We start from the raw sequence: 19,418 nt of genomic DNA, 5'->3' as shown, positions 1-19,418 counted from the left end.
GTTGTATTAAACCGCTTATAAATGAATACAAACTTAAAAATAGCTATGGCACAAATTGCGCCAGTCTGGTTAGACAAAGAAGCTACTTTAAACAAAATTAAAAGCTCAATAAAGGAAGCTGTAGAAGAAAATTGTGAACTCATTGTTTTTGGGGAAGCCCTATTGCCTGGATATCCATTTTGGTTGGCATTAACAGGAGGTGCCGAATGGAATACAACGATTAACAAAGAATTGCATGCACATTATGTTAATAATTCAATTTGTATTGAAAAAGGAGAGTTAGATTCCGTTTGTAAATTGGCCAAAGAACATGGTATAGCTATTTATTTAGGTATTATGGAGCGACCAATGGATAGAGGTGGTCATAGTATCTATGCCTCTTTGGTTTACATTAATGAAGAAGGTAACATAAAGTCGGTACATAGAAAACTGCAACCCACCTATGATGAACGTTTAACATGGGCACCAGGTGATGGTAACGGACTACAGGTACACCCATTGAAAGCTTTTACAGTAGGCGGTCTTAACTGTTGGGAAAATTGGATGCCATTGCCGAGAACCGCTTTATATGGGCAAGGCGAAAATTTGCATATCGCTGTATGGCCTGGAAGTGATCATAATACTAAAGATATTACACGGTTTATAGCAAGAGAATCACGTTCTTATGTGGTATCGGTATCTAGTTTAATGTCAAGAACAGATTTTCCAGAATATACACCACATATAGATGCTATTCTTAAAAATGCACCAGATACTTTAACTAATGGAGGAAGTTGTATCGCTGGGCCTGATGGTGAATGGGTCGTAGAGCCTGTTTTACACAAAGAAGGTCTGATAATACAAACAATAGACTTCAATCGGGTTTTAGAAGAACGTCAAAATTTTGATCCAGTAGGGCATTATTCAAGACCAGATGTCACAAAACTTACGGTGAACAGAGAACGACAAACTACTGTTGAAATAAAATAGCTCTTACTTTGATTTTACTATCAGTTCGTGTGAATTTTGTCCTCACAGAAGACAAAATTTGTATCGAGAACTGGACTTTTTGATGGTTCTCGATACAATTTTCTTTCGAAAATCACACGAACTAACAACAATGTTAACTATTGTTTTACCTTTGCATCAAAATTCATCGAAGCTTTAGCCTAGATGCAAACAATTTAGAACATGAGCAGACATCAAGATAGCAGGGGAAAGAAAAAGTTTTCAGGAAGAGGCAATGCTCCTTTAAAAAAGCAATCGCGGCCTAAAAGCCCATCAAATACTGATGAGATAAGACTTAATAAGTATATTGCTAACTCAGGCATGTGTTCGCGTAGAGAAGCGGATGAGAATATTGCGATAGGTTTGGTAACGGTAAATGGTAAGGTTATTACCGAAATGGGTTATAAAGTAAAACCTTCAGACGAAGTTCGTTTTGATGGACAGCGTATTACTCCAGAGGCCAAAGTTTACGTATTGCTGAATAAGCCTAAAGGTTTTGCTACAACTACTGCTGAAGGAAAGGGAAGAACGGTTATGGATTTAGTGGCTAATGCTACTAATGCAAATATAAAGCCGATTGGAAGGCTAGGGAGAAATTCTCTAGGATTATTACTCTTTACCAATGACGATAAAGTGGTTCAAAAATTCACGAATTCTAAGCAAGGTGTTGCGCGCTTATTTCAAGTTGAATTAGACCGAAATCTTAAGTTTGAAGATCTTAAAAAAATACAAGAAGGATTTAGTGTAGATGGAAAGTTAATTGCGGTTGAAGAGATCAGTTATATCGAAGGTGAGTCTAAAAACAATATTGGGATTAAAATAAAGAATACAGGGAATTCAATTCTAAGAACCATTTTTGAAACACTAAAATACGATTTAATAAAAATAGATTGTGTGGCCATTGCGCATCTAACCAAAAAAGATATTCCCAGAGGCCACTGGAAGCATTTAACACAACAAGAGGTTAATACCTTAAAGATGCTTTAGTTATTGGTTACCTCTACAGTATAGGTTGATATAAGATCTTCACCCAAATAAAGATGAACATCGTAGAATCCTGTTTTATTAAATTGATGTTCTAGTTTTAAACATGTATTGTTGATAGAAATTGAGGTAGGGCTAGTTTTCGAGTTATCGAACCCATCATCAAGTAAAAGTTTTACGTCCTCAGTATTTATAGAGTTTTTAAGTACATAAGCAAATGTTACTTTTCCGTGCTTTTTAATGTTGTGATGCATTTGTTGAGGTTCATTGTGAAGCTCGAGATTTTTATAGGCTTTTCCGTAAATCACAGGAGCGTTTAGAAATTGCTCAAAGGAAGGGATGTTATCTTCTAAAAGCCACCATCTACTCTCAATGGGGAAATGATTTACTGCAAACAATTTAGGATTTGCTAAAAAAAAGCCATCATTGTACTTAAAATGAAATTTACCTGTTTTAGGCTTAGGAATACCGCTCGCCCAGGTAGGATCACAGAGATACCACTTACCGTTCAATTTTACGGCATTCCATGAGTGGTTTGGTAAGTCAAGAGTTTTGATATTAGTCGTACTAACACGACCATAGCCTTGAACGATTTCACATTCTATATTTGCAAAATTGGCAAGCGATTTTACCAAATAGGCATAACCAGTGCAAATGGTACGTTTTTTCTTTTGTAGTTTCTTAAAGAGTTTTCGTCTAAATTTAGTGTTCCATTCTTCCAGTTTTAAACTATCATCTTTAAAACGTTGTCGTTTGCGATTGTTTTTAAGATAAAGACCGTAGTCATTAGCAATATTTGTACAAACCCATCGGTAAATAGCCCTAAAGCGCTCTACATCTGTGGTTAGACTAGCGGTAAGCTTAAAGGAAAGTTCAGGTAGACTTGTTAAATCTTCTCCGTGGTTAGATAATGCTACACTATCTGCTTTTTTAAAATCTATGTCGCTAAAATTAGAAACTTGGGCATTTAAAAAGCCTACCAAAAAGAACAAGTATAAAATAGATTTTTGCAAAATCTACGATTAGCTCTTTCTACGCTTGGTTTTATAAGGTGTATTGGTGTCTAAGTCACCTATCATTTCTACCATATCTGGTGTAAGCTCTAATGTTATATAGTTAGTCTTATCGTCTATTATTATTTTTTGGGTCTCATAACCTAAATAGCTAAAAATCAATACATCTCCAGATTTTAACTTTTTAGGAAACTTAAATTCACCATTTCCATCCGTTACGGCGCCAACATTTGTACCTTCTAAAGTAATATTTGCGCCAGGTAAAGGACCATCTTCATTACTTACTACTCCTGTAATGGTTCGTTCATTGGTTTGGCTATAAGATGCATTAACTGCGAATAATGCTACCATAAAAATAGCTATAAAGGTAAAGGTCTTATTCGCTGGCTTTAAAGTGAAATTTTGAGTTTTCATAATATTTGAGTTTTGTTTACCGCTAAACTATTGATATTGGTTAAAGATATAAAATAGACTTGAGTTATCGATGCTTTTGGTTGAGTGAAGTGTAATCTTTAGTGAGTGTCGATAAGTCAATAATGTGAGATTAAAATTAATATAGAATTAATGTTACTAATTAATTCCTTTGTATATTAGTATCAATCAACCTACTGTATAAAATGAAAGATAATCGTAAACGTGTTATCGTAGACTTTAAGAAATTAACACCAGAAATTTTAGCAATGCTTGTAGAAAAATACCCTGATGGTTATGATGATGATCATATCATTACCTTTAGAAATGCTAAAAATGAGGTTATTGAGGCTGTTGAAGTCACTACAGAAGATACCAAGTATTTAGTAAAAGTAAGTACCAAATTGGCAGCCACCATGGAAAATTACGATGAAGATGATTATGAGGAATTTAAAACTAATGCTCCTGAAGAAGCTGTGCAACCTCCACATGATTTAGAAGACTAAACTTTTATAGGTTTTCTTAATACGATTTCCCAGAGAAATACCGAGAATACAACTACATATTCTAATCCTACGATCCATAAGTTTTCAGATTTATCTGAGGTGCCGATACCTAGATAAGACAAATAACTCAAAATTATAACGACACTCCAAACCAAAGGATATCTGTAATTTGTGAATATGCAAAGTAGAACCAAAGTACCAATGTACCAAGGATGTACCGTAGTGCTTAAAAACAGATAAGAACTAAAAGCAATTAAGATGGAGGTGGTTAGTTTAGGTATAGTATTGTTCTGTTTAAAAAATGAAAACCCTAAAATGATCAATACAGAAATAACAGACAAAATCTTAGCGATAATGGCTATTTCGTTATAACCTGTAATTGAATACCCAATTGCCCTAGCGATATAATAAATACTGGCATTAAATTCAAAGTTACCAAACCAAAGACCAACGGTTTTAGAGTAGTTATTGATGAATTCCATTGAGAAAAAAGGAAGAAAAAGAAGTATGACGGTTAAACCGACTATGGCGTAAAATGATATTAACCTAATTATGTTGTTGCTAGGAACCTGTATGGTCTGTGCTGAGCGCTGTCGAAGTATGGCCATCCCTTTTCTGGTAATAGATTGCTTTTCTTTGTTCGAAATAACCTGTTCTTTCTTGTTTCGGTTACTAAGCGAAGCCGAAGTAAACCACCAAAAAAATAATGGTAAGAACATTAACGGAATAAGCTTTATGGATATGGAACAAGCTATAAGAACCGCCGCCCATTTCCATTGTCCAGAGTACAATAGGTATAAAGACCAAACTAAAAAGAAAATCATTATCCCTTCAAAATGTAAATTCCCAGTAAACTCAATAATAATAAAAGGGTTAAGAATATACCAAAAGATTCTATTCGAAGGTAGTTTTAAATACTCCAATAGCTTTTTTCCAAAATATAGTGTGCCTATATCTGCCATAATAATAATAAGTCGTAGGCCAATAACAGAGCTTATAATACTTTGACCAGGTAATAGATTCCCAAGAACAAAACACAACTGATTTAAAGGTGGATAATTGGTGTAGTGCATAGCACTAAGTTCGCCCATGCCACTGTGCAATTCTTTGGCATTGGCGATGGGAAATTCTCCTTTAAGAATAAAAGAATCTGGGGTATATAAGTAAGGGTTAAATCCTTCTAGAATCATTCGGCCGTCCCATATAAAGCGATAAAAATCCTGGGATAGATTAGGTATGGCAAATAGGAACAGTAATCGGAATAGAATTGCAGATATAACAAGAATCCTGAAATAAAATCCGGAAGTTTTAACAATTAAATAAGCGAGAAAGAACAGCCCGATATATAGTACAATGAGTTTAAGCGCTTCTGTTCTTTCTAAGCCATAAGCAAACCACAGATATAGTATACAACTGATTAATATATAAGCTAAAGTTGATTTTTTGTATTTAATGATATTGGCTAGTCCTAGCATTGTGCTAAAGATAGAATTTATTCAAAGGACTATATAAATATTATCATATCTTTATTATTGCTAATTCGAGTGGATGTCAAAGAAATTAAATGAATAAGCATTAGTCCTTCCGCTGGGCCATGCTATTAAAAGGATTGAAAGACTATTTGGAAAAAAGGATTTTATCCCATTTGAAGAAAGAGAATGATAATCTTAAACTTTAGATCGAATAGATTTAAAGAACACGTACCCAAAACCAATACAAAGCATTAAATGGAATGGGAATAATCCGAAGTCGCCACCTTGGTCACCCACAATAAAGGCACTATATAAACCGAAGGCAAAATAAAGCATCAGAATACCTTCAATAATGACATTAGATGACATCTTCTTCCTTAGGTATTTGTTATTTTTCCAATTGTCCTTAAATTTTCTAATATTAAATTTTGGAGTTCTTACAAACTCACTTTTTTTACCAGCATGGCCTTCAATAACCGCAATGGAATTATGTAATGAAAACCCCATGGCTATAGAAAAGAAGGTAAAGAACATGCCAATGTAACCAAAAAACCTTTTAAACCCACTACCATAAATATTACGATACATAAACCAGTAGCATACAAAGAAAATTATGGTGCTCATGATAAAGAAGCTCATCACATAAAAATAATCTCTTAAATGAGCATATTCGTTCTTTATATAGAGCATGGGTATGCTTAAGACAGCAACAACAAAAATACTTAGGAACATGGAACTATTGAGTAAGTGTAGTAAACCATGAACTTTAGTTTTAACAGAAATATTCTTTGATTTTATTACGCGCCAAAGCATTTTTCTAAAGTTTTCTGCCCCGCCTTTATTCCAGCGAAATTGCTGCGATCTTGCCGCGCTTATTACTATAGGGAGTTCGGCAGGTGTTTCAACATCTTCAAGATATTTAAATTTCCAGTTCTTTAGCTGTGCTCTATAACTTAAGTCTAGATCTTCAGTTAGTGTGTCGCCTTCCCAATTACCAGCATCAATGATACAGTCTTTTCGCCATACACCAGCGGTGCCGTTAAAGTTGATAAAGTGACCTTTACTATTGCGTCCAACCTGCTCTAATGTAAAATGTGCATCAAGGGCAAACGCCTGGATTTTAGTTAACAAGGAATAATTTCTGTTAATATGTCCCCAACGGGTTTGCACAACACCAATCTCGTCATTCTTAAAATATGGAACGGTTCGTTTTAACCAATTTGGTTGCGGTAAGAAGTCGGCATCAAAGATGGCAATAAATTCTCCTTTTGCAATTTTTAACCCCTCTTTAAGGGCACCAGCCTTAAAACCAACACGATTTTTTCTGGTGATATGCTTAATGTCTAAACCAGTTGCTGCTAATTTTTCTATATGGGCCTTAGTAGTGTGTACGGTTTCATCGGTAGAATCATCTAAAACCTGAATTTCTAATTTGTCCTTAGGGTAATCCAATAATGCAATGTTATCTAACAATCGTTCCATAACATACATTTCGTTAAATACAGGAAGCTGTACTGTAACAAATGGAACTTCAGAAGGATTGCTTAAATCAAACGTGTCACATTTTTCTCTTCTTTTCTTTGAAGACAGATAGTTGTACAGCAAATTCAATTGCGCCAAAGCGTACATAAAAATAAGTACAATAGCGATTGTATAAATAATAATTACTAAATACTGTAAATAAATCACTTAAAACTGTATTTAAATATCCATGTCAGGATTTTTACGCCTGCAAATATAGCACCTTTTACTGTTCCTGAAACTTTTGAGACACCTATTCTATTTCTGTATTTAACAGGAACTTCTTTATAACTCAAATTTTGTTTTAAAGCTTTGAGTTGCATTTCTACGGTCCAACCATAGGTTTTGTCTTCCATTTTAAGCCCTAGCAATTTGTTATACTTAATGGCCCTAAAAGGACCTAAATCTGTAAAAGTTGATCCAAAGAATAACTTCATTAAACGCGTTGCCAGCCAATTACCAAATATTTGTGGCCCGGTCATCGATCCACTTTCGCGTAATTCCTTTATACGAGCACCAATAACGAGATCAATATCATCTTCAATAATAGGTTGAACGATTTTAGTTAATTCTTCAGGGTAATCGCTATAATCACCATCTAAGAATACAATTATGTCTGGTCGCTCGTTATGGTCAAAGCTTGCTACATATTCCATACCTTTTAAGCAGGCATAACCATATCCTTTTTGGTGTTCTACAAGAACCGTTGCACCAGCTTTTTGAGCATTTTTTTCAGTGTCGTCAGTTGAGTTATTGCTTACAACAATAATTTCGTCAACTGTATTTGGAATATCTTTAATAACATGCGAAATGGAACCTTCCTCATTAAATGCAGGAATGATGACTACAATTTTGGTCATTAACTTTTTAGATCTGATAAATTATTTTCTTTTTTAAATGACTTTAAATCCGTCCATTCCTTAAGGCGCTTTCCATTTTCGTATTTAATGGCAGAATATAGTTTCTCATTTTTATACCTAAGACAATATCCGTTTTTTTGATTATTACTAAGTTGGCATTTATGGTTAATCTTTTCGTTTTCATCATAGAACAGCCACCAGTTTTGTTTTTTGCCATCTACAAAATGACCTTCGGACGTCTTTTTGCCATTTGGGCTGTAAAATTGCCAATAGCTTGTGAATTTTCCTAACTTAAATTCACCATCTTTTTCTAATTGTCCATTTTTGTATAAAAACTTCCAATACCCATTTTCTTTGTTATTAATATAATGTCCTTCCTTGGCGAGTTTTCCGTTTGAATGGTAAAACTTCCAAAAGTCTGAAGCCTTTCCGTTATTGTAATGGCCTTCATTAGCGAGCTGACCATTGGTGTGAAATGATTTCCAAAAATCTGTTTTAAGACCGTTTTTATAAAGTCCTTCTTCTTTTAACATTCCATTTGGATGATAAAACTTCCAATGGTTGGTGCGTTTGCCATTTTTATAATGCCCTTCTTCTATGAGCTTGCCATTCTCATAAATTTTCCAATAATTAGATTTTAGGTCGTTAGAAAAATGTCCTTCTTTTGTTAGATCCCCTTTTATATCATAAAATTTCCAGTATTCAATCTTTTTGTCATTTTTATAATACCCTTCTTCAGAGAGCTGTCCATTTTTATGATAGAATTTCCAGTAATCGGTTTTCTGATTGTTTTCAATCCAGCCTTCAGATTTTAAGTTTCCATTCGTATGTGGATTTTTTTGGTAGCGTTTTTGCCCAAAAGCAAAAGTCGATACTAAAAGGAAAACAATAATTAATCGCATTATTTCTGATTTATAAGTACAATAAGGTCTAAATCGTTGCCTAATAAAACTTCTGTCGGATTATTTCGCCTTTTCATACAGTCGTCTATTAAGTTTTAAGCACTTTGTCAAAAATCACCATATAAATTAGCCGATTTCCAGTTAGAAAAGACTAGATTATATGCTTTCTATAAAGGTTTGAAGTTCATCGCCACTCTGTAAACCCAGCTTTTTTCTAATGCGATAGCGCATGGCCTTTACAGCCGTTAGTGTTGTTTGTTTGAGTTCCGCGATTTCTTTTATGGAAAGTCCTGCAATAACATAGCTACACATTTGCCGTTCGCTTTTTGTAAGTGTTGGATAGTGGGTTAGAAGCTTTTCGTCTAGTTTATTTTGTAATACATTTACCTCTTTGTAGTTAAACAAACTTTCCGATTCGTGACGAATATCTTCACTCAATTTGTAGCGTAGTTGGGAAAATTCTTTTTTGTAGTTTTTGGGTTGGGATTCAAAGATGGCATTAATGCCTTCTAAAATCGTTTGTTTATAGGCTGTTCTATGTTTTGCTTCTTCAATTAATCTCGTGGCTTCACGTTCTGTGGTCCTTAATTCATCCTCTAGTATTTTTTGCTGCAAGTTTTTTTCCTTTAACTTTTGCTCAGCTAGCTTTTTACGTTGTTTATTACCAAACCAAAGCGAAAATGCAACAATAACCGCCAAAAGTCCCGATACAAAGTACAGTCGTTTTTGAGTGGTCTGTTTTTGTATGCTTTGCTGCAAAATGGCTTTTTCAGAAGCAAAATGCAAGCTATCTAATGTTTTTTGGTTTTCATAGTTGTTAACCGTAATAATACGCGCTACTTCCTTGGCCTTGTCGATGCTAAAGGCAGAATCACTTAGTTTTTTATAGCTTCTGTAATTACGATACGCAGATTTATAGTCGCCATTTTTAGACAAAGCATTGCTTTTTGTGAGTAAGGCCTTCATCTTTGCATCTAACATATTGGAATGTTCTGCGGCAGCAACAGCGGAGTCGGCATAATATAACGCCATTTCATAATCGTTAAGTTTTAGATAGGAGTGGGCTATAATCCTATATCGGGTACTTAAGGATCGCCATTTTTGTTTGGATTTAATATAGAGTAAATCCATTTTATTAAGGGCAATAGCGGCTTTATAGTTGCCTTCCGTCAATTCCAAGGTAGAAAAGTTACCACGTAAAGTAAGTAACTGATCTCGGTTTTTTTTAGGGTTAAAATAGCTAGCGGCAATTTCGTAATGCTCACGGGCTTTATCTAATTGGCCAAGTTTACGGTAGATTACACCCAAATCCCGATAACCTATACCTATCAATGTGCTGTCGTTTTGGGTTTTCCATAAATCAAGTGCTTTTTTATTTTGTATCGCTGCTTGACGATAATCTTTCGTGTAACGGTAGACCAAACCCATGTTTTGCTCAGCCTGGGCCATAAGCAACGTATCTTTAAGTGTTCTAAATGTACTAAGTGCCTCTTGTAAAAGCTTTAGACTTTTATCATATTCTGTTTTGTTAGTACTTATTCGTGCTTTTCTGGTTAAAATTAAAGCCTTTTGGCGTTCGTCTTTATTCTTATGGGCAAGTTGTTCAGCTAACGTATATAAACTGTCAGCCTCTAAATAGTTTTTAGCCAATAGGGAATCGCCACGACTCATAAAATCCTCAAAGTTTTGCGCATGAGTATGGCAACTAAAGCAAAAGAGAACAAACAGAACACATCTTACACTTTTCATTTTTAAGTATTTACTGGCTTAATAAAGTTAATTATAAAGATTTGTCACCTTTTGTCACCTTCAAATATCGGAAATAGTAAATGATTTATTTGAAATTTGATGCTTTAAAATTTGTTAAACGTAGAAGAAAAAGTTTATTCAATATGGAAACACTCAAATCATCCATTATAAAAAACATGCTAGGCCTTTTGTTTGGTTGTATGACTTTATTTTGCTCTGCACAAATTGGAGTTAATACAGAAACACCAGACGCGTCATCTGCTTTAGACATCGTGAGTACAGAGAAAGGCATGCTTACTCCTAGAATGACAACCACCCAACGCGAAGCTATTGCCAACCCTGCTAATGGACTAATAGTGTATGATACCTCAACAATCTCGTTTTGGTATTACGATAACGCAGAGTGGAATGAGATTAGGAATGATAACAAGCTGTTAACTACCGATGACATCCTTTTAGTTAATGAGTCTTTGGATCCTCAAGCGTTTTGCTTAGAAACAGCGGGTTCAATCGCTATAGTTGGATTTCTTAGCTCCTTAGCAATAGGCAACGATTATGCATATGTACCATCTGCAAATATAATAAGAGCCATTAGCATCAGTGATGTATCTGATCCTTTTACAGAAGGAACTATATTTTTTGCCGATTATGACGTAGTGGAAGTAGAAGTTAAGGATAACGTTGTGTTTGCGGTGCTTCATAGTCGTATAGGTGCTGTGGATAGAGTCGTATCAATTGATGTCAGTGATCCAACCAACATGGTAGCATTAGATCAAGAAGATTTTACCGCCAATAGAAATGTAACCATGACGATTAGTGAAAATAACGCTTACATTGTAGATAATGGTACATTTTATAGTTATGATATCAGTAATCCGAATAATCTGATAAGGAATATTGATTTCGATTTGGTCTCTACAGGTCATCAAGATGTAGCTGTTTTAGGAGACTTTGTTTATGTGATAAGCAGTGATTTGACGGGAAAACTGGAAATAATTAATGTTAGTAATCCATCTAACCCAAATCTAATAGGCGAGATTGATTTTGGTATTAATCCGGTCGCTTTAGTTGTAGAAGGCAATTATGTATATGTAATTGATGAGGATACTAATGAACTGAATGTAATCAATATAGGTACACCGAGTTCACCATCATTAGTAGCGAGCCTACCTGTTGGTGCTTCGCCCATTTCCCTAGATGTTTCGGGGAATTATGCTTATGTCATCGGCGACGGTTCTCAAGAACTTGAGATTATTGATATTGATAATCCAAATAATCCAATAGATGTTAATACATGGGCGGCAGGTTCAGAACTCAAAGATGTTGTTGTTTCAGGTAATTATGCCTATGTATTAGCCAATAACCAATTAAGAGTGGTATCATTGGGATGTACCCTCGCGTTAGCTGTCAACCAGGTCACAGGCGAATTTATAAGTACTAGTATTGACAATCCTGTTATGGGAGATGACCTGGGCAGTCATACAGCTACGACCAATCTGGACTTGGCTAATTTTAATGTAACTAATGCCAATACTGTTATTGCTAGTTTTTTCTCAGATGCTAATGGTATATTAAATACCAATCTTGCTGTAATAGGAGGGCTTAATCTAGGGGATGAAAGTACTGACCAAGGCACCTCCAACCAGGCCGGTAACGGCTTTACTACAACGCCTTGGGTCTATACCAATGCCATAGAAGCGCAAGACGAGCGTGATGCTACATCCACATTAATTACCATTGGTAATGATGGTACCTACGGTAATGATGATGAAATTCATTTGGTAACTAATGGTATTAGCCGATTGCAAGTGGATATGAATGGCAGAGTCGGTATTGGTCGTAATCCTACCTCAGAAAGACTAGAAGTGAACGGGAATGCTTCCAAAAATACTGCAGGTGACTGGCTCGCTAATTCCGATGCGCGACTCAAGAAAAATATCACAACATTAGATTCAGAAATCATTTTGCAAAAAATGCTGACTTTACAAGGTGTTACCTATAAATGGGATGATGATAAGACAGGCTATAAGCGTCCAGAGGGTTTACAGTATGGATTTACAGCACAAAATATAAAAGATGTGTTTCCAACCTTAGTGGAGGAAGATGCCCAAGGCTATTTACAGACGTCTTACGGAACATATGACGCCATGTATGTGGAAGCGATACGGGCCTTAGTAAAGCGTATAGAAACACAACAGAAACACATTAGAGCTTTAGAACTAGAAAACCAAAGGCTAAGCCAACTAGAAACAGAAGTTGCAGAAATAAAGGCCTTACTCAATGCTAATGGCATAAAAACAAACGAATAAAAAAAAGTGCTTATGAAATCTCTAAGATCAACCTTAAAGTATACTGCATTCACACTAATATGGTGTGCCGGTATCATGCTGTCTTATGCACAAATTGGGATCAATACGGAAACACCCAATACATCCTCAGCCTTGGATATTGTGAGTACTGATAAGGGTATGCTCACCCCAAGAATGAACACAGGTCAACGTGAAGCTATAAGCAATCCAGCTAACGGATTAGTTGTCTATGACACCTCGACCGCCTCGTTTTGGTATTACGACAACTCTGAATGGATTGAGATAAGAAATAGTACTCAAACATTAAATCCGCAAGATTTATTAGGGAATATCCCAGAATCAAATTTTTCTTGCCTTGAAGAAATTGGACAATCCTCTAGTTCTAACATACAATCCGTTGCCATCCATAACGATCGTGCTTTTGTTTTACCAGCGAATACACCAGTCTTAAATGTGGGTAGTATCAGCGATCCCTTTAACCCTAGCTTAGGTAATGGTTTATTGTTAGCAGATGCACTAAGTGGTGTATTGAATTCACAGATTGAAGTTTCAACAGATCTTGCGTTTGTAATGTTGAATAACTTTGTTAATGGTAACTCGGATGATTTATTAGCCATTGTTGATATCAGCGACCCTGAGAGTTCGGTAGTAATCAACACAGTGGCCATTGGAAATGCAGGTAATGTAAATATCGCCCTTGCCGACAATTTTGTGTTCACGATTGACAGTTCTGAATTTAGAATCTACGATCGTAGTGACCCTTTAAATTTAAATATTTTGGGGACCGCAATTCCTAATGGCAATAATGAACCGTTTGGAATAGTGGTTTCGAACAATTATGCTTATAGTATCCATAAATCTGCTACATCGGGTTTCTTAGAAATATTTGACGTTAGTGATTCTACAAATCCTAATGCAATTAGTCTTTTAGGCATCGGTAATTCTCCTATTGGCATGGATGTATCTGGAGATTTTGTTTATATCGTGGATGATGAAAGCAATGACTTAAGGGTCATAGATGTTAGTACACCCAGTGCACCAAATGAAGTGGGAAGTTTAAATATCGGTGATGTCCCAACGTCATTAGACGTATCTGGAGATATGGCATACGTAGGAGGCACAAGCGGTTTGAATCTTATAGATATCAGTGATCCAACGACCCCAATCTTATTCAACAGTGTATCTTCCAGTCAATTGAATGATGTTGATGTTTTTGGCAGTTATGCATATACGGGAAGTAATGATGGTGTTAAAGTATTTCAATTGAGTTGTATTTATTCAACAGCAGTCGACCCACTATCAGGAGCATTAATCGCTACAAATCTGGATAATTATATGGATAACTTGGGAGACCATATCGCTACAATGGATGTCGATTTGGCCAACTTTGACATTACTAACGCTAACCAGCTCAATGTTAGTAATGCCGTAGTAGAAAACAATGCTAGATTAGGTAATATTAGCCTTGGTAACGAAAGCCTAGTACAAAGCGTTTCCACGCAAACCAATAACGGCTTTACGACCACACCTTGGGTCTATACCAACGCCATAGAAGCTCAAGGCGAGCGAAATGATGAGGCAACCCTTATTACCATAGGAAATGATGGCGTTTATGGAGCAGATGATGAAATACATCTGGTCACCAATGGCAATAGCAGATTGATGGTTGACGCTAATGGCGATGTTTCTACTTCGGGTAACCTTTCTACAACTGATATTTCTGCTTCCACAGCAAATATTACGACGCTAAATATTGACAATGTTGAAGTAGAAAATAATGCTAGATTAGGTGATATTAGCCTTGGTAATGAAAGTCTGGTACAAAGTGTTTCCACACAAACCAATAACGGTTTTACGACTACACCTTGGGTCTATACCAACGCTATAGAAGCTCAGGGCGAACGCAATGATGAAGCTACGCTTATTACTATAGGGAATGATGGCTTTTTTGGTGCAGATGATGAAATACATCTGGTCACCAATGGCAATAGCAGATTGATGGTAGACGCTAATGGTGATGTTTCTGCTACAGGTAATTTTTCTTCTTCTGATATCTCAGCGTCCACAGCTAGCATTACTACGTTAAATGCAGATGATGCAATAGTAGAAAACAATGCTAGAATTGGTGATATTAATTTAGGTACTCAAAGTTTTGTGCAAAGATTCTCATTCCAAGGTGGAAAAGGCTTTATCACTGTGCCATGGGTATATGCCAATGCCATAGAAGCACCGGGTGAACGCGGTGAAGCATCCACGATGATTACTATTGGTAATAATGGTTTTCTTGGTGGCGATGACCAGATTAATTTGGTAGCTAATGGCTTTAGACAAGTAGAGGTAGATTCTGATGGTCTAGGTATAGCCCGTAATCCTTCTACACATCGTCTTGAAGTAAATGGTACAGCATCCAAAAGTACTGCAGGGGATTGGTTGGCCAATTCCGACGCACGGTTAAAAAAAAATATAACAGCTTTAGATTCTAAAACCATATTAGAAAAGCTTTTGACTTTACAAGGCATCACCTACGAATGGAATGATAACAGAACCGGTTATGATCGTCCAAAAGGGATACAATACGGCTTTACGGCGCAGAACATCCAAGCGGTATTCCCAGTCTTGGTTGAAGAAGACGCCGAAGGCTATTTACAAACAGCCTATGGTACTTACGATGCTATGTACGTAGAAGCTATACGAGCGCTGGTTAAACGATTAGAAATTCTGGAAGATGAAAATGAACAGTTAAAGAATCAAAATAGCGCCTATGAAAGCCGTTTGGCAAATATAGAAGCGGTGTTAGAGTCTTTAGCAACACAAGCAAAAGAATGATCTTTTGAAAAACCAAAACTAAAATTTTTTGAAATGAAAAATTCCTTCCTTAAAATAAGTCCACTAAAAAAAGTAGTACTGTTTTTAATGACATTTTCTGTATTTACGGTTACAACCAAGGGTCAAGATAGAGTGACTGTTACAGAAGGGACTTCACTCGTGGTCGGCTCCGAGGCCTCTTTTACCAATGCAGACATTGTACTAAAGTCAACATCCAACAGCTATTCCAACTTGATATTAGACGGTTCCCTTGGTACCAGTTCTGCTGATGTTCACTATGATCGTTATGTTAATGCCATAGGTAGCGGTACTTCTGGTGGTAATGATTTGGTGGCATTGCCAGTTTTTGATACTGGTTTTGACTTTGTGACCCTGTTGACCTTTGGTGATAACCAAAACGTTATTGCCAATAACCCAAGCGATGTTTCCGTCTTCGCCTTCGGGCCCTACGATAATGATCTACGAGCTTATATTAATTACGATTCAGACAATGTAGACCTTTTGGAAGAAGGTAAAGGTTATCGTGCTGCCACAGAATTAGCATCAGATCATATCATTAGATTTAGTGGCAAGGTACGTTCTACAGATGTGGCCAATGTTTCAATAACGACATCATCGATGTCGAACAGTCGTTGGAACTTGGTTGGGAATCCTTACCCTTCCTATATTAAGGCTCAGGAGTTTCTGATCGAAAACACAGATGCAGACCCTGCATTGAGTACGTTGGACCCTAGTGCTGCAGCCATTTATGGTTACACAGACGGTACATTTTCAGGACCGGGCCAAATAAATAATTTTATAATCATAAATAACATGTTGAACACTGACGTCAACATTGCACCGGGACAGGGCTTCTTTGTTAGTGATAATCCCGCTAATTCCAACACATTAGCGTTCACCACGGCTATGCGATCGATTAGTGGCACAGATGATTTTATCTTGGGCAGGCCCAACGGCGAGAATTATAGATTACGGCTTTTGGCAAGTGATAATACCAATTCCTATCCCACGGAGTTTTATTTTAATGCTGACGGTTCGCTAGGTTTGGATATAGGCTATGACGCTGCCATTTATTCTGGCAGTGCTTCAAATTTTGAATTGTACTCCAATCTTGTGGAGAACAATGCCGGTCGTAAAATAGCGGTCCAGGCTTTGTCAGATAATGACATGACTAATGTGATCATCCCTTTGGGTCTTAAAGCTTCACAAGGAGAGCAGGTTGTATTCAGTATAGAAGATTCTAGCTTACCAGAAGCAACCCAGGTCTATTTGGAAGACAACGTCTTCAATACCTTTACATTGCTCAATAATGAAGATTATACTTTTGTTCCCAGTGAAGCTATCGATGGTACAGGAAGGTTTTTTCTTCATTTTGGAAATATAACATTAGGAGTTGAAAACCAGGTAGTTACAAGCTTACAGTTGTTTTCTGTAGACCAGACCATATACGTTGAGGGACAACTGTTGGAAGACAGCACGTTAAGTGTGTTCGATATCCAAGGACGTCTTGTCTTAAGCGATACCCTAGCTGCTGGTAGAAACACACATCAAATCGATGCTTCTCGCCTGGCCAGTAATGTTTACATTGTAAAGTTGAGCAATTATCAACAGGAAAAAACAGAGAAACTGATTATAAAATAAGTCGAATAGCTTGTTAGGATATTTTCTAATCTAATTAACCTATTGTGTATTTTAATTGAAACTCGTTAGTTCGCGTGTTTTTTTGGTTTTTAACTGAAACATTTGTACCAAAAACAAATATTTGATGCCAGTATGATTAAAAATAGCCTTTTATCTCATGCTACTCAAGACAGTAAATATGGTGATCTTAAACGTTTCGGTTATGGTTATGGATGGAATTTGGCAACTGGAACTCCCACATGAAGAATATGCCGGAACCTACATCAGCGAATTATTTGGCACTCTCGAAATTAAATATATTGTAGGTAACCAATTAACTGCACAGGTTGGGAATTTAAAATCGCCAGTAGCAGAACCTTATACTGATCCCAATTCAATTCGAGTGGAGATGATACCACGATCTGGTTCAGTTATTCACTTTAATATAGAAGAAGGTATAGTTGTAAAAGCCATTTGGGATGGATTAACCTATACAAAAATGACAGATTAGACTTAATTGACTCAGAGTTTTCACCTTATAATATTAACCTTATTTCTCTCTTTTGTTCTTTCTGATTAATATTCAAAAAGTAATAGACTGTAAACTTAAGATGTGTATAGATACAGTTAGTTCTAAGGTACAAATGGTCAATGCTGTTGTGGCTTCTATTTCTGATTTACAAGTGCCATGAGGTCTACATCATTACCTAATAAAACCTCTGTCGGATTAATTCGCCCTTTCATGCTATCATTCTCTAATTTTAATACACCTCTAGGACAAACAGCCGCACATATACCGCAACCAACACAGCTAGAACGTACAATGTTTTCGCCTTTTTGGGCATAGTGTCTAACATCGATTCCCATTTCGCAACTATTAGAACAGTTGCCGCAAGAGATACACTGACCGCCATTGGTTGTTATTCTAAATTTTGAAAATAAACGTTGCTGGAATCCTAAGATCGCTGCCATGGGACAACCGAAGCGACACCAAGCTCTACTTCCTAAAATGGGATAGAATCCTGTACCAATAACGCCTGAAAAGATTGAGCCGATGTAAATACCATAAACTGATCTTAAGTTACCGGCTTTCACATAAAACAATTCATTAGTAGTTCCAGTAAAATGCATAATGAGTAAAAGCGCAATAACAACAAAGAAACCTATGGCGCCATATTTGGCGTCTTTTCCTAGTTCTTGTCGTTTAAAATACATAACACCAGCAAAGATCATAGTAAGGAAAACTATGACCAACGTGATGAATACACCTCTTGTTAACCAAAAATCATTGCTGTCGTAACCTAAATAAGTATAGACCATAGCAGTTGTCATCACTACAGAAAAGACAAGCACTAAGTGAATTAACCAGCGTTCTAATTTCCAAGCCGATAGTTTTTTAGAGGATAAATGTCTAAATGGATCCCCAGCGGTTTCTGCAAGACCACCACAGCCGCAAACCCAAGAACAGTACCAGCGTTTACCGTATTTGTAAGTAAGTATAGGAGTAATGACAAATATGGAAAGAATACCAAACAGAATTAGGGCCAGACCAATATTTCCATTAGATAGAAATCCTTTAACAGACCATTCATCAAAAATATAATAGTTAAGCGGCCAGATGCTTTTTAAGTCATAGTATGGTAAATCATTATTCATTACGTACATAAACTCTGGTATCAAAAAAGCAAAACCTAATTGAAAGAACATCACTGAAACTGTTCTTATCTTTTGATAGCGGTTATGCCTATATTTCAAAATAAACTTATAACCAAATGCCAAAATAGCAATGGTATAAAGTGTACCGTAAACAAACCATTGACTGGCATTTCTACCTGCTAATAATTGGCTTAAAGGGTCAAAAAGACTTATGAGTCCGGTGTTTTCTGCACCATCTTTTCCGAGACCTAAATATTGAGGATAGAAATACAATATGATATAAAATGTAGTTAGAATTATACCTGCAGCCCAGCCCCAAAACCCTCTTGAGGATATAGATTTAAACCACTGCCCATCATTTTTTATGCCTTCTAGTTTATTTAGATAAGCACTTCTAGAATAGATAGCCGTACCAGAAACAATAAACCCCAATGCTAAAGTTAAGAACAGTCCTTGATTAGCAAAGTCGGTATTAAAAAGTGCTAAGGCCAATATGAATAATCCAACAATGCCTATACCTAGTGCTACCTTTTGTTTTGTGGTGATGTCTAAAGCGTCTGGTCTTGCTAAAGACATGCTATGATTTAATTTATTACTCATGG

The 19,418-nt window shown here is 36.3% G+C and carries 15 protein-coding genes; 7 read left to right on the top strand and 8 right to left on the bottom strand.

Features of this window, described 5'->3' with window-relative positions; translation table 11 throughout:
* The first annotated feature begins 21 nt into the window (after nucleotides 1-21).
* Together Q0972_RS01425 and Q0972_RS01420 are read left to right on the top strand one after the other, a co-directional pair.
* The gene (locus Q0972_RS01425; RefSeq protein WP_299361652.1) at nucleotides 22-969 is read left to right on the top strand and encodes a carbon-nitrogen hydrolase family protein; all 948 of its coding nucleotides are present in this window, start codon (nucleotides 22-24) and stop codon (nucleotides 967-969) included.
* Between the two features lie 201 nt (nucleotides 970-1,170).
* Nucleotides 1,171-1,974: a pseudouridine synthase gene (locus tag Q0972_RS01420; RefSeq protein ID WP_299361649.1), complete on the top strand. Its 804-nt coding sequence runs from the start codon at nucleotides 1,171-1,173 to the stop codon at nucleotides 1,972-1,974.
* Here Q0972_RS01420 and Q0972_RS01415 read toward each other — a convergent pair.
* Both Q0972_RS01415 and Q0972_RS01410 read right to left on the bottom strand, forming a co-directional pair.
* Nucleotides 1,971-2,984 (bottom strand): transglutaminase domain-containing protein, encoded by a 1,014-nt coding sequence (locus Q0972_RS01415; RefSeq protein WP_299361647.1) that lies wholly within the window; start codon nucleotides 2,982-2,984, stop codon nucleotides 1,971-1,973. The two genes, Q0972_RS01420 and Q0972_RS01415, sit on opposite strands and share 4 nt — an antisense overlap.
* A gap of 9 nt (nucleotides 2,985-2,993) precedes the next feature.
* Entirely contained in the window at nucleotides 2,994-3,398 is a 405-nt protein-coding gene (locus Q0972_RS01410) for a carboxypeptidase-like regulatory domain-containing protein (RefSeq protein WP_299361644.1), read from the bottom strand.
* Between the two features lie 203 nt (nucleotides 3,399-3,601).
* On the opposite strand from Q0972_RS01410, the gene Q0972_RS01405 reads away from it, so the two are divergent.
* The gene (locus tag Q0972_RS01405; RefSeq protein ID WP_299361641.1) at nucleotides 3,602-3,901 is read left to right on the top strand and encodes a hypothetical protein; all 300 of its coding nucleotides are present in this window, start codon (nucleotides 3,602-3,604) and stop codon (nucleotides 3,899-3,901) included.
* Here Q0972_RS01405 and Q0972_RS01400 read toward each other — a convergent pair.
* The 5 genes from Q0972_RS01400 to Q0972_RS01380 form a co-directional block, all read right to left on the bottom strand.
* On the bottom strand, nucleotides 3,898-5,376 hold the full coding sequence (locus Q0972_RS01400) for a mannosyltransferase (RefSeq protein ID WP_299361638.1): 1,479 nt from the start codon (nucleotides 5,374-5,376) through the stop codon (nucleotides 3,898-3,900). The two genes, Q0972_RS01405 and Q0972_RS01400, sit on opposite strands and share 4 nt — an antisense overlap.
* A gap of 192 nt (nucleotides 5,377-5,568) precedes the next feature.
* Nucleotides 5,569-7,059: a cellulose synthase family protein gene (locus Q0972_RS01395; protein WP_299361662.1), complete on the bottom strand. Its 1,491-nt coding sequence runs from the start codon at nucleotides 7,057-7,059 to the stop codon at nucleotides 5,569-5,571.
* Nucleotides 7,059-7,754: a glycosyltransferase family 2 protein gene (locus tag Q0972_RS01390; RefSeq protein WP_299361636.1), complete on the bottom strand. Its 696-nt coding sequence runs from the start codon at nucleotides 7,752-7,754 to the stop codon at nucleotides 7,059-7,061. Before Q0972_RS01390 ends, Q0972_RS01395 begins: the two co-directional genes overlap by 1 nt.
* Entirely contained in the window at nucleotides 7,754-8,656 is a 903-nt protein-coding gene (locus Q0972_RS01385) for a toxin-antitoxin system YwqK family antitoxin (RefSeq protein WP_299361633.1), read from the bottom strand. Before Q0972_RS01385 ends, Q0972_RS01390 begins: the two co-directional genes overlap by 1 nt.
* Nucleotides 8,657-8,812: 156 nt before the next feature.
* On the bottom strand, nucleotides 8,813-10,405 hold the full coding sequence (locus tag Q0972_RS01380) for a tetratricopeptide repeat protein (RefSeq protein WP_299361630.1): 1,593 nt from the start codon (nucleotides 10,403-10,405) through the stop codon (nucleotides 8,813-8,815).
* A gap of 143 nt (nucleotides 10,406-10,548) precedes the next feature.
* Between Q0972_RS01380 and Q0972_RS01375 the strand changes: the two genes are divergently transcribed.
* From Q0972_RS01375 to Q0972_RS01360, 4 genes are all read left to right on the top strand, one after another.
* Nucleotides 10,549-12,714: a tail fiber domain-containing protein gene (locus Q0972_RS01375; protein ID WP_299361627.1), complete on the top strand. Its 2,166-nt coding sequence runs from the start codon at nucleotides 10,549-10,551 to the stop codon at nucleotides 12,712-12,714.
* 12 nt (nucleotides 12,715-12,726) lie between these two features.
* Entirely contained in the window at nucleotides 12,727-15,540 is a 2,814-nt protein-coding gene (locus Q0972_RS01370) for a tail fiber domain-containing protein (protein ID WP_299361625.1), read from the top strand.
* A gap of 33 nt (nucleotides 15,541-15,573) precedes the next feature.
* Nucleotides 15,574-17,181, top strand: coding sequence for a T9SS type A sorting domain-containing protein (locus tag Q0972_RS01365; protein WP_299361622.1), 1,608 nt, complete (start codon nucleotides 15,574-15,576; stop codon nucleotides 17,179-17,181).
* A 157-nt stretch (nucleotides 17,182-17,338) separates the two neighbouring features.
* A complete protein-coding gene (locus Q0972_RS01360; RefSeq protein ID WP_299361619.1) occupies nucleotides 17,339-17,671 on the top strand; it encodes a hypothetical protein in 333 nt (110 codons plus the stop codon).
* Between the two features lie 155 nt (nucleotides 17,672-17,826).
* Here Q0972_RS01360 and Q0972_RS01355 read toward each other — a convergent pair whose 3' ends face one another.
* On the bottom strand, nucleotides 17,827-19,416 hold the full coding sequence (locus Q0972_RS01355) for a 4Fe-4S dicluster domain-containing protein (RefSeq protein WP_299361617.1): 1,590 nt from the start codon (nucleotides 19,414-19,416) through the stop codon (nucleotides 17,827-17,829).
* Between the last annotated feature and the right edge of the window lie 2 nt (nucleotides 19,417-19,418).

The sequence above is a fragment of the Winogradskyella sp. genome, assembly GCF_028282165.1.
Lineage (GTDB): Bacteria > Bacteroidota > Bacteroidia > Flavobacteriales > Flavobacteriaceae > Winogradskyella.
This window is presented reverse-complemented; position numbering and strand designations above follow the sequence as displayed.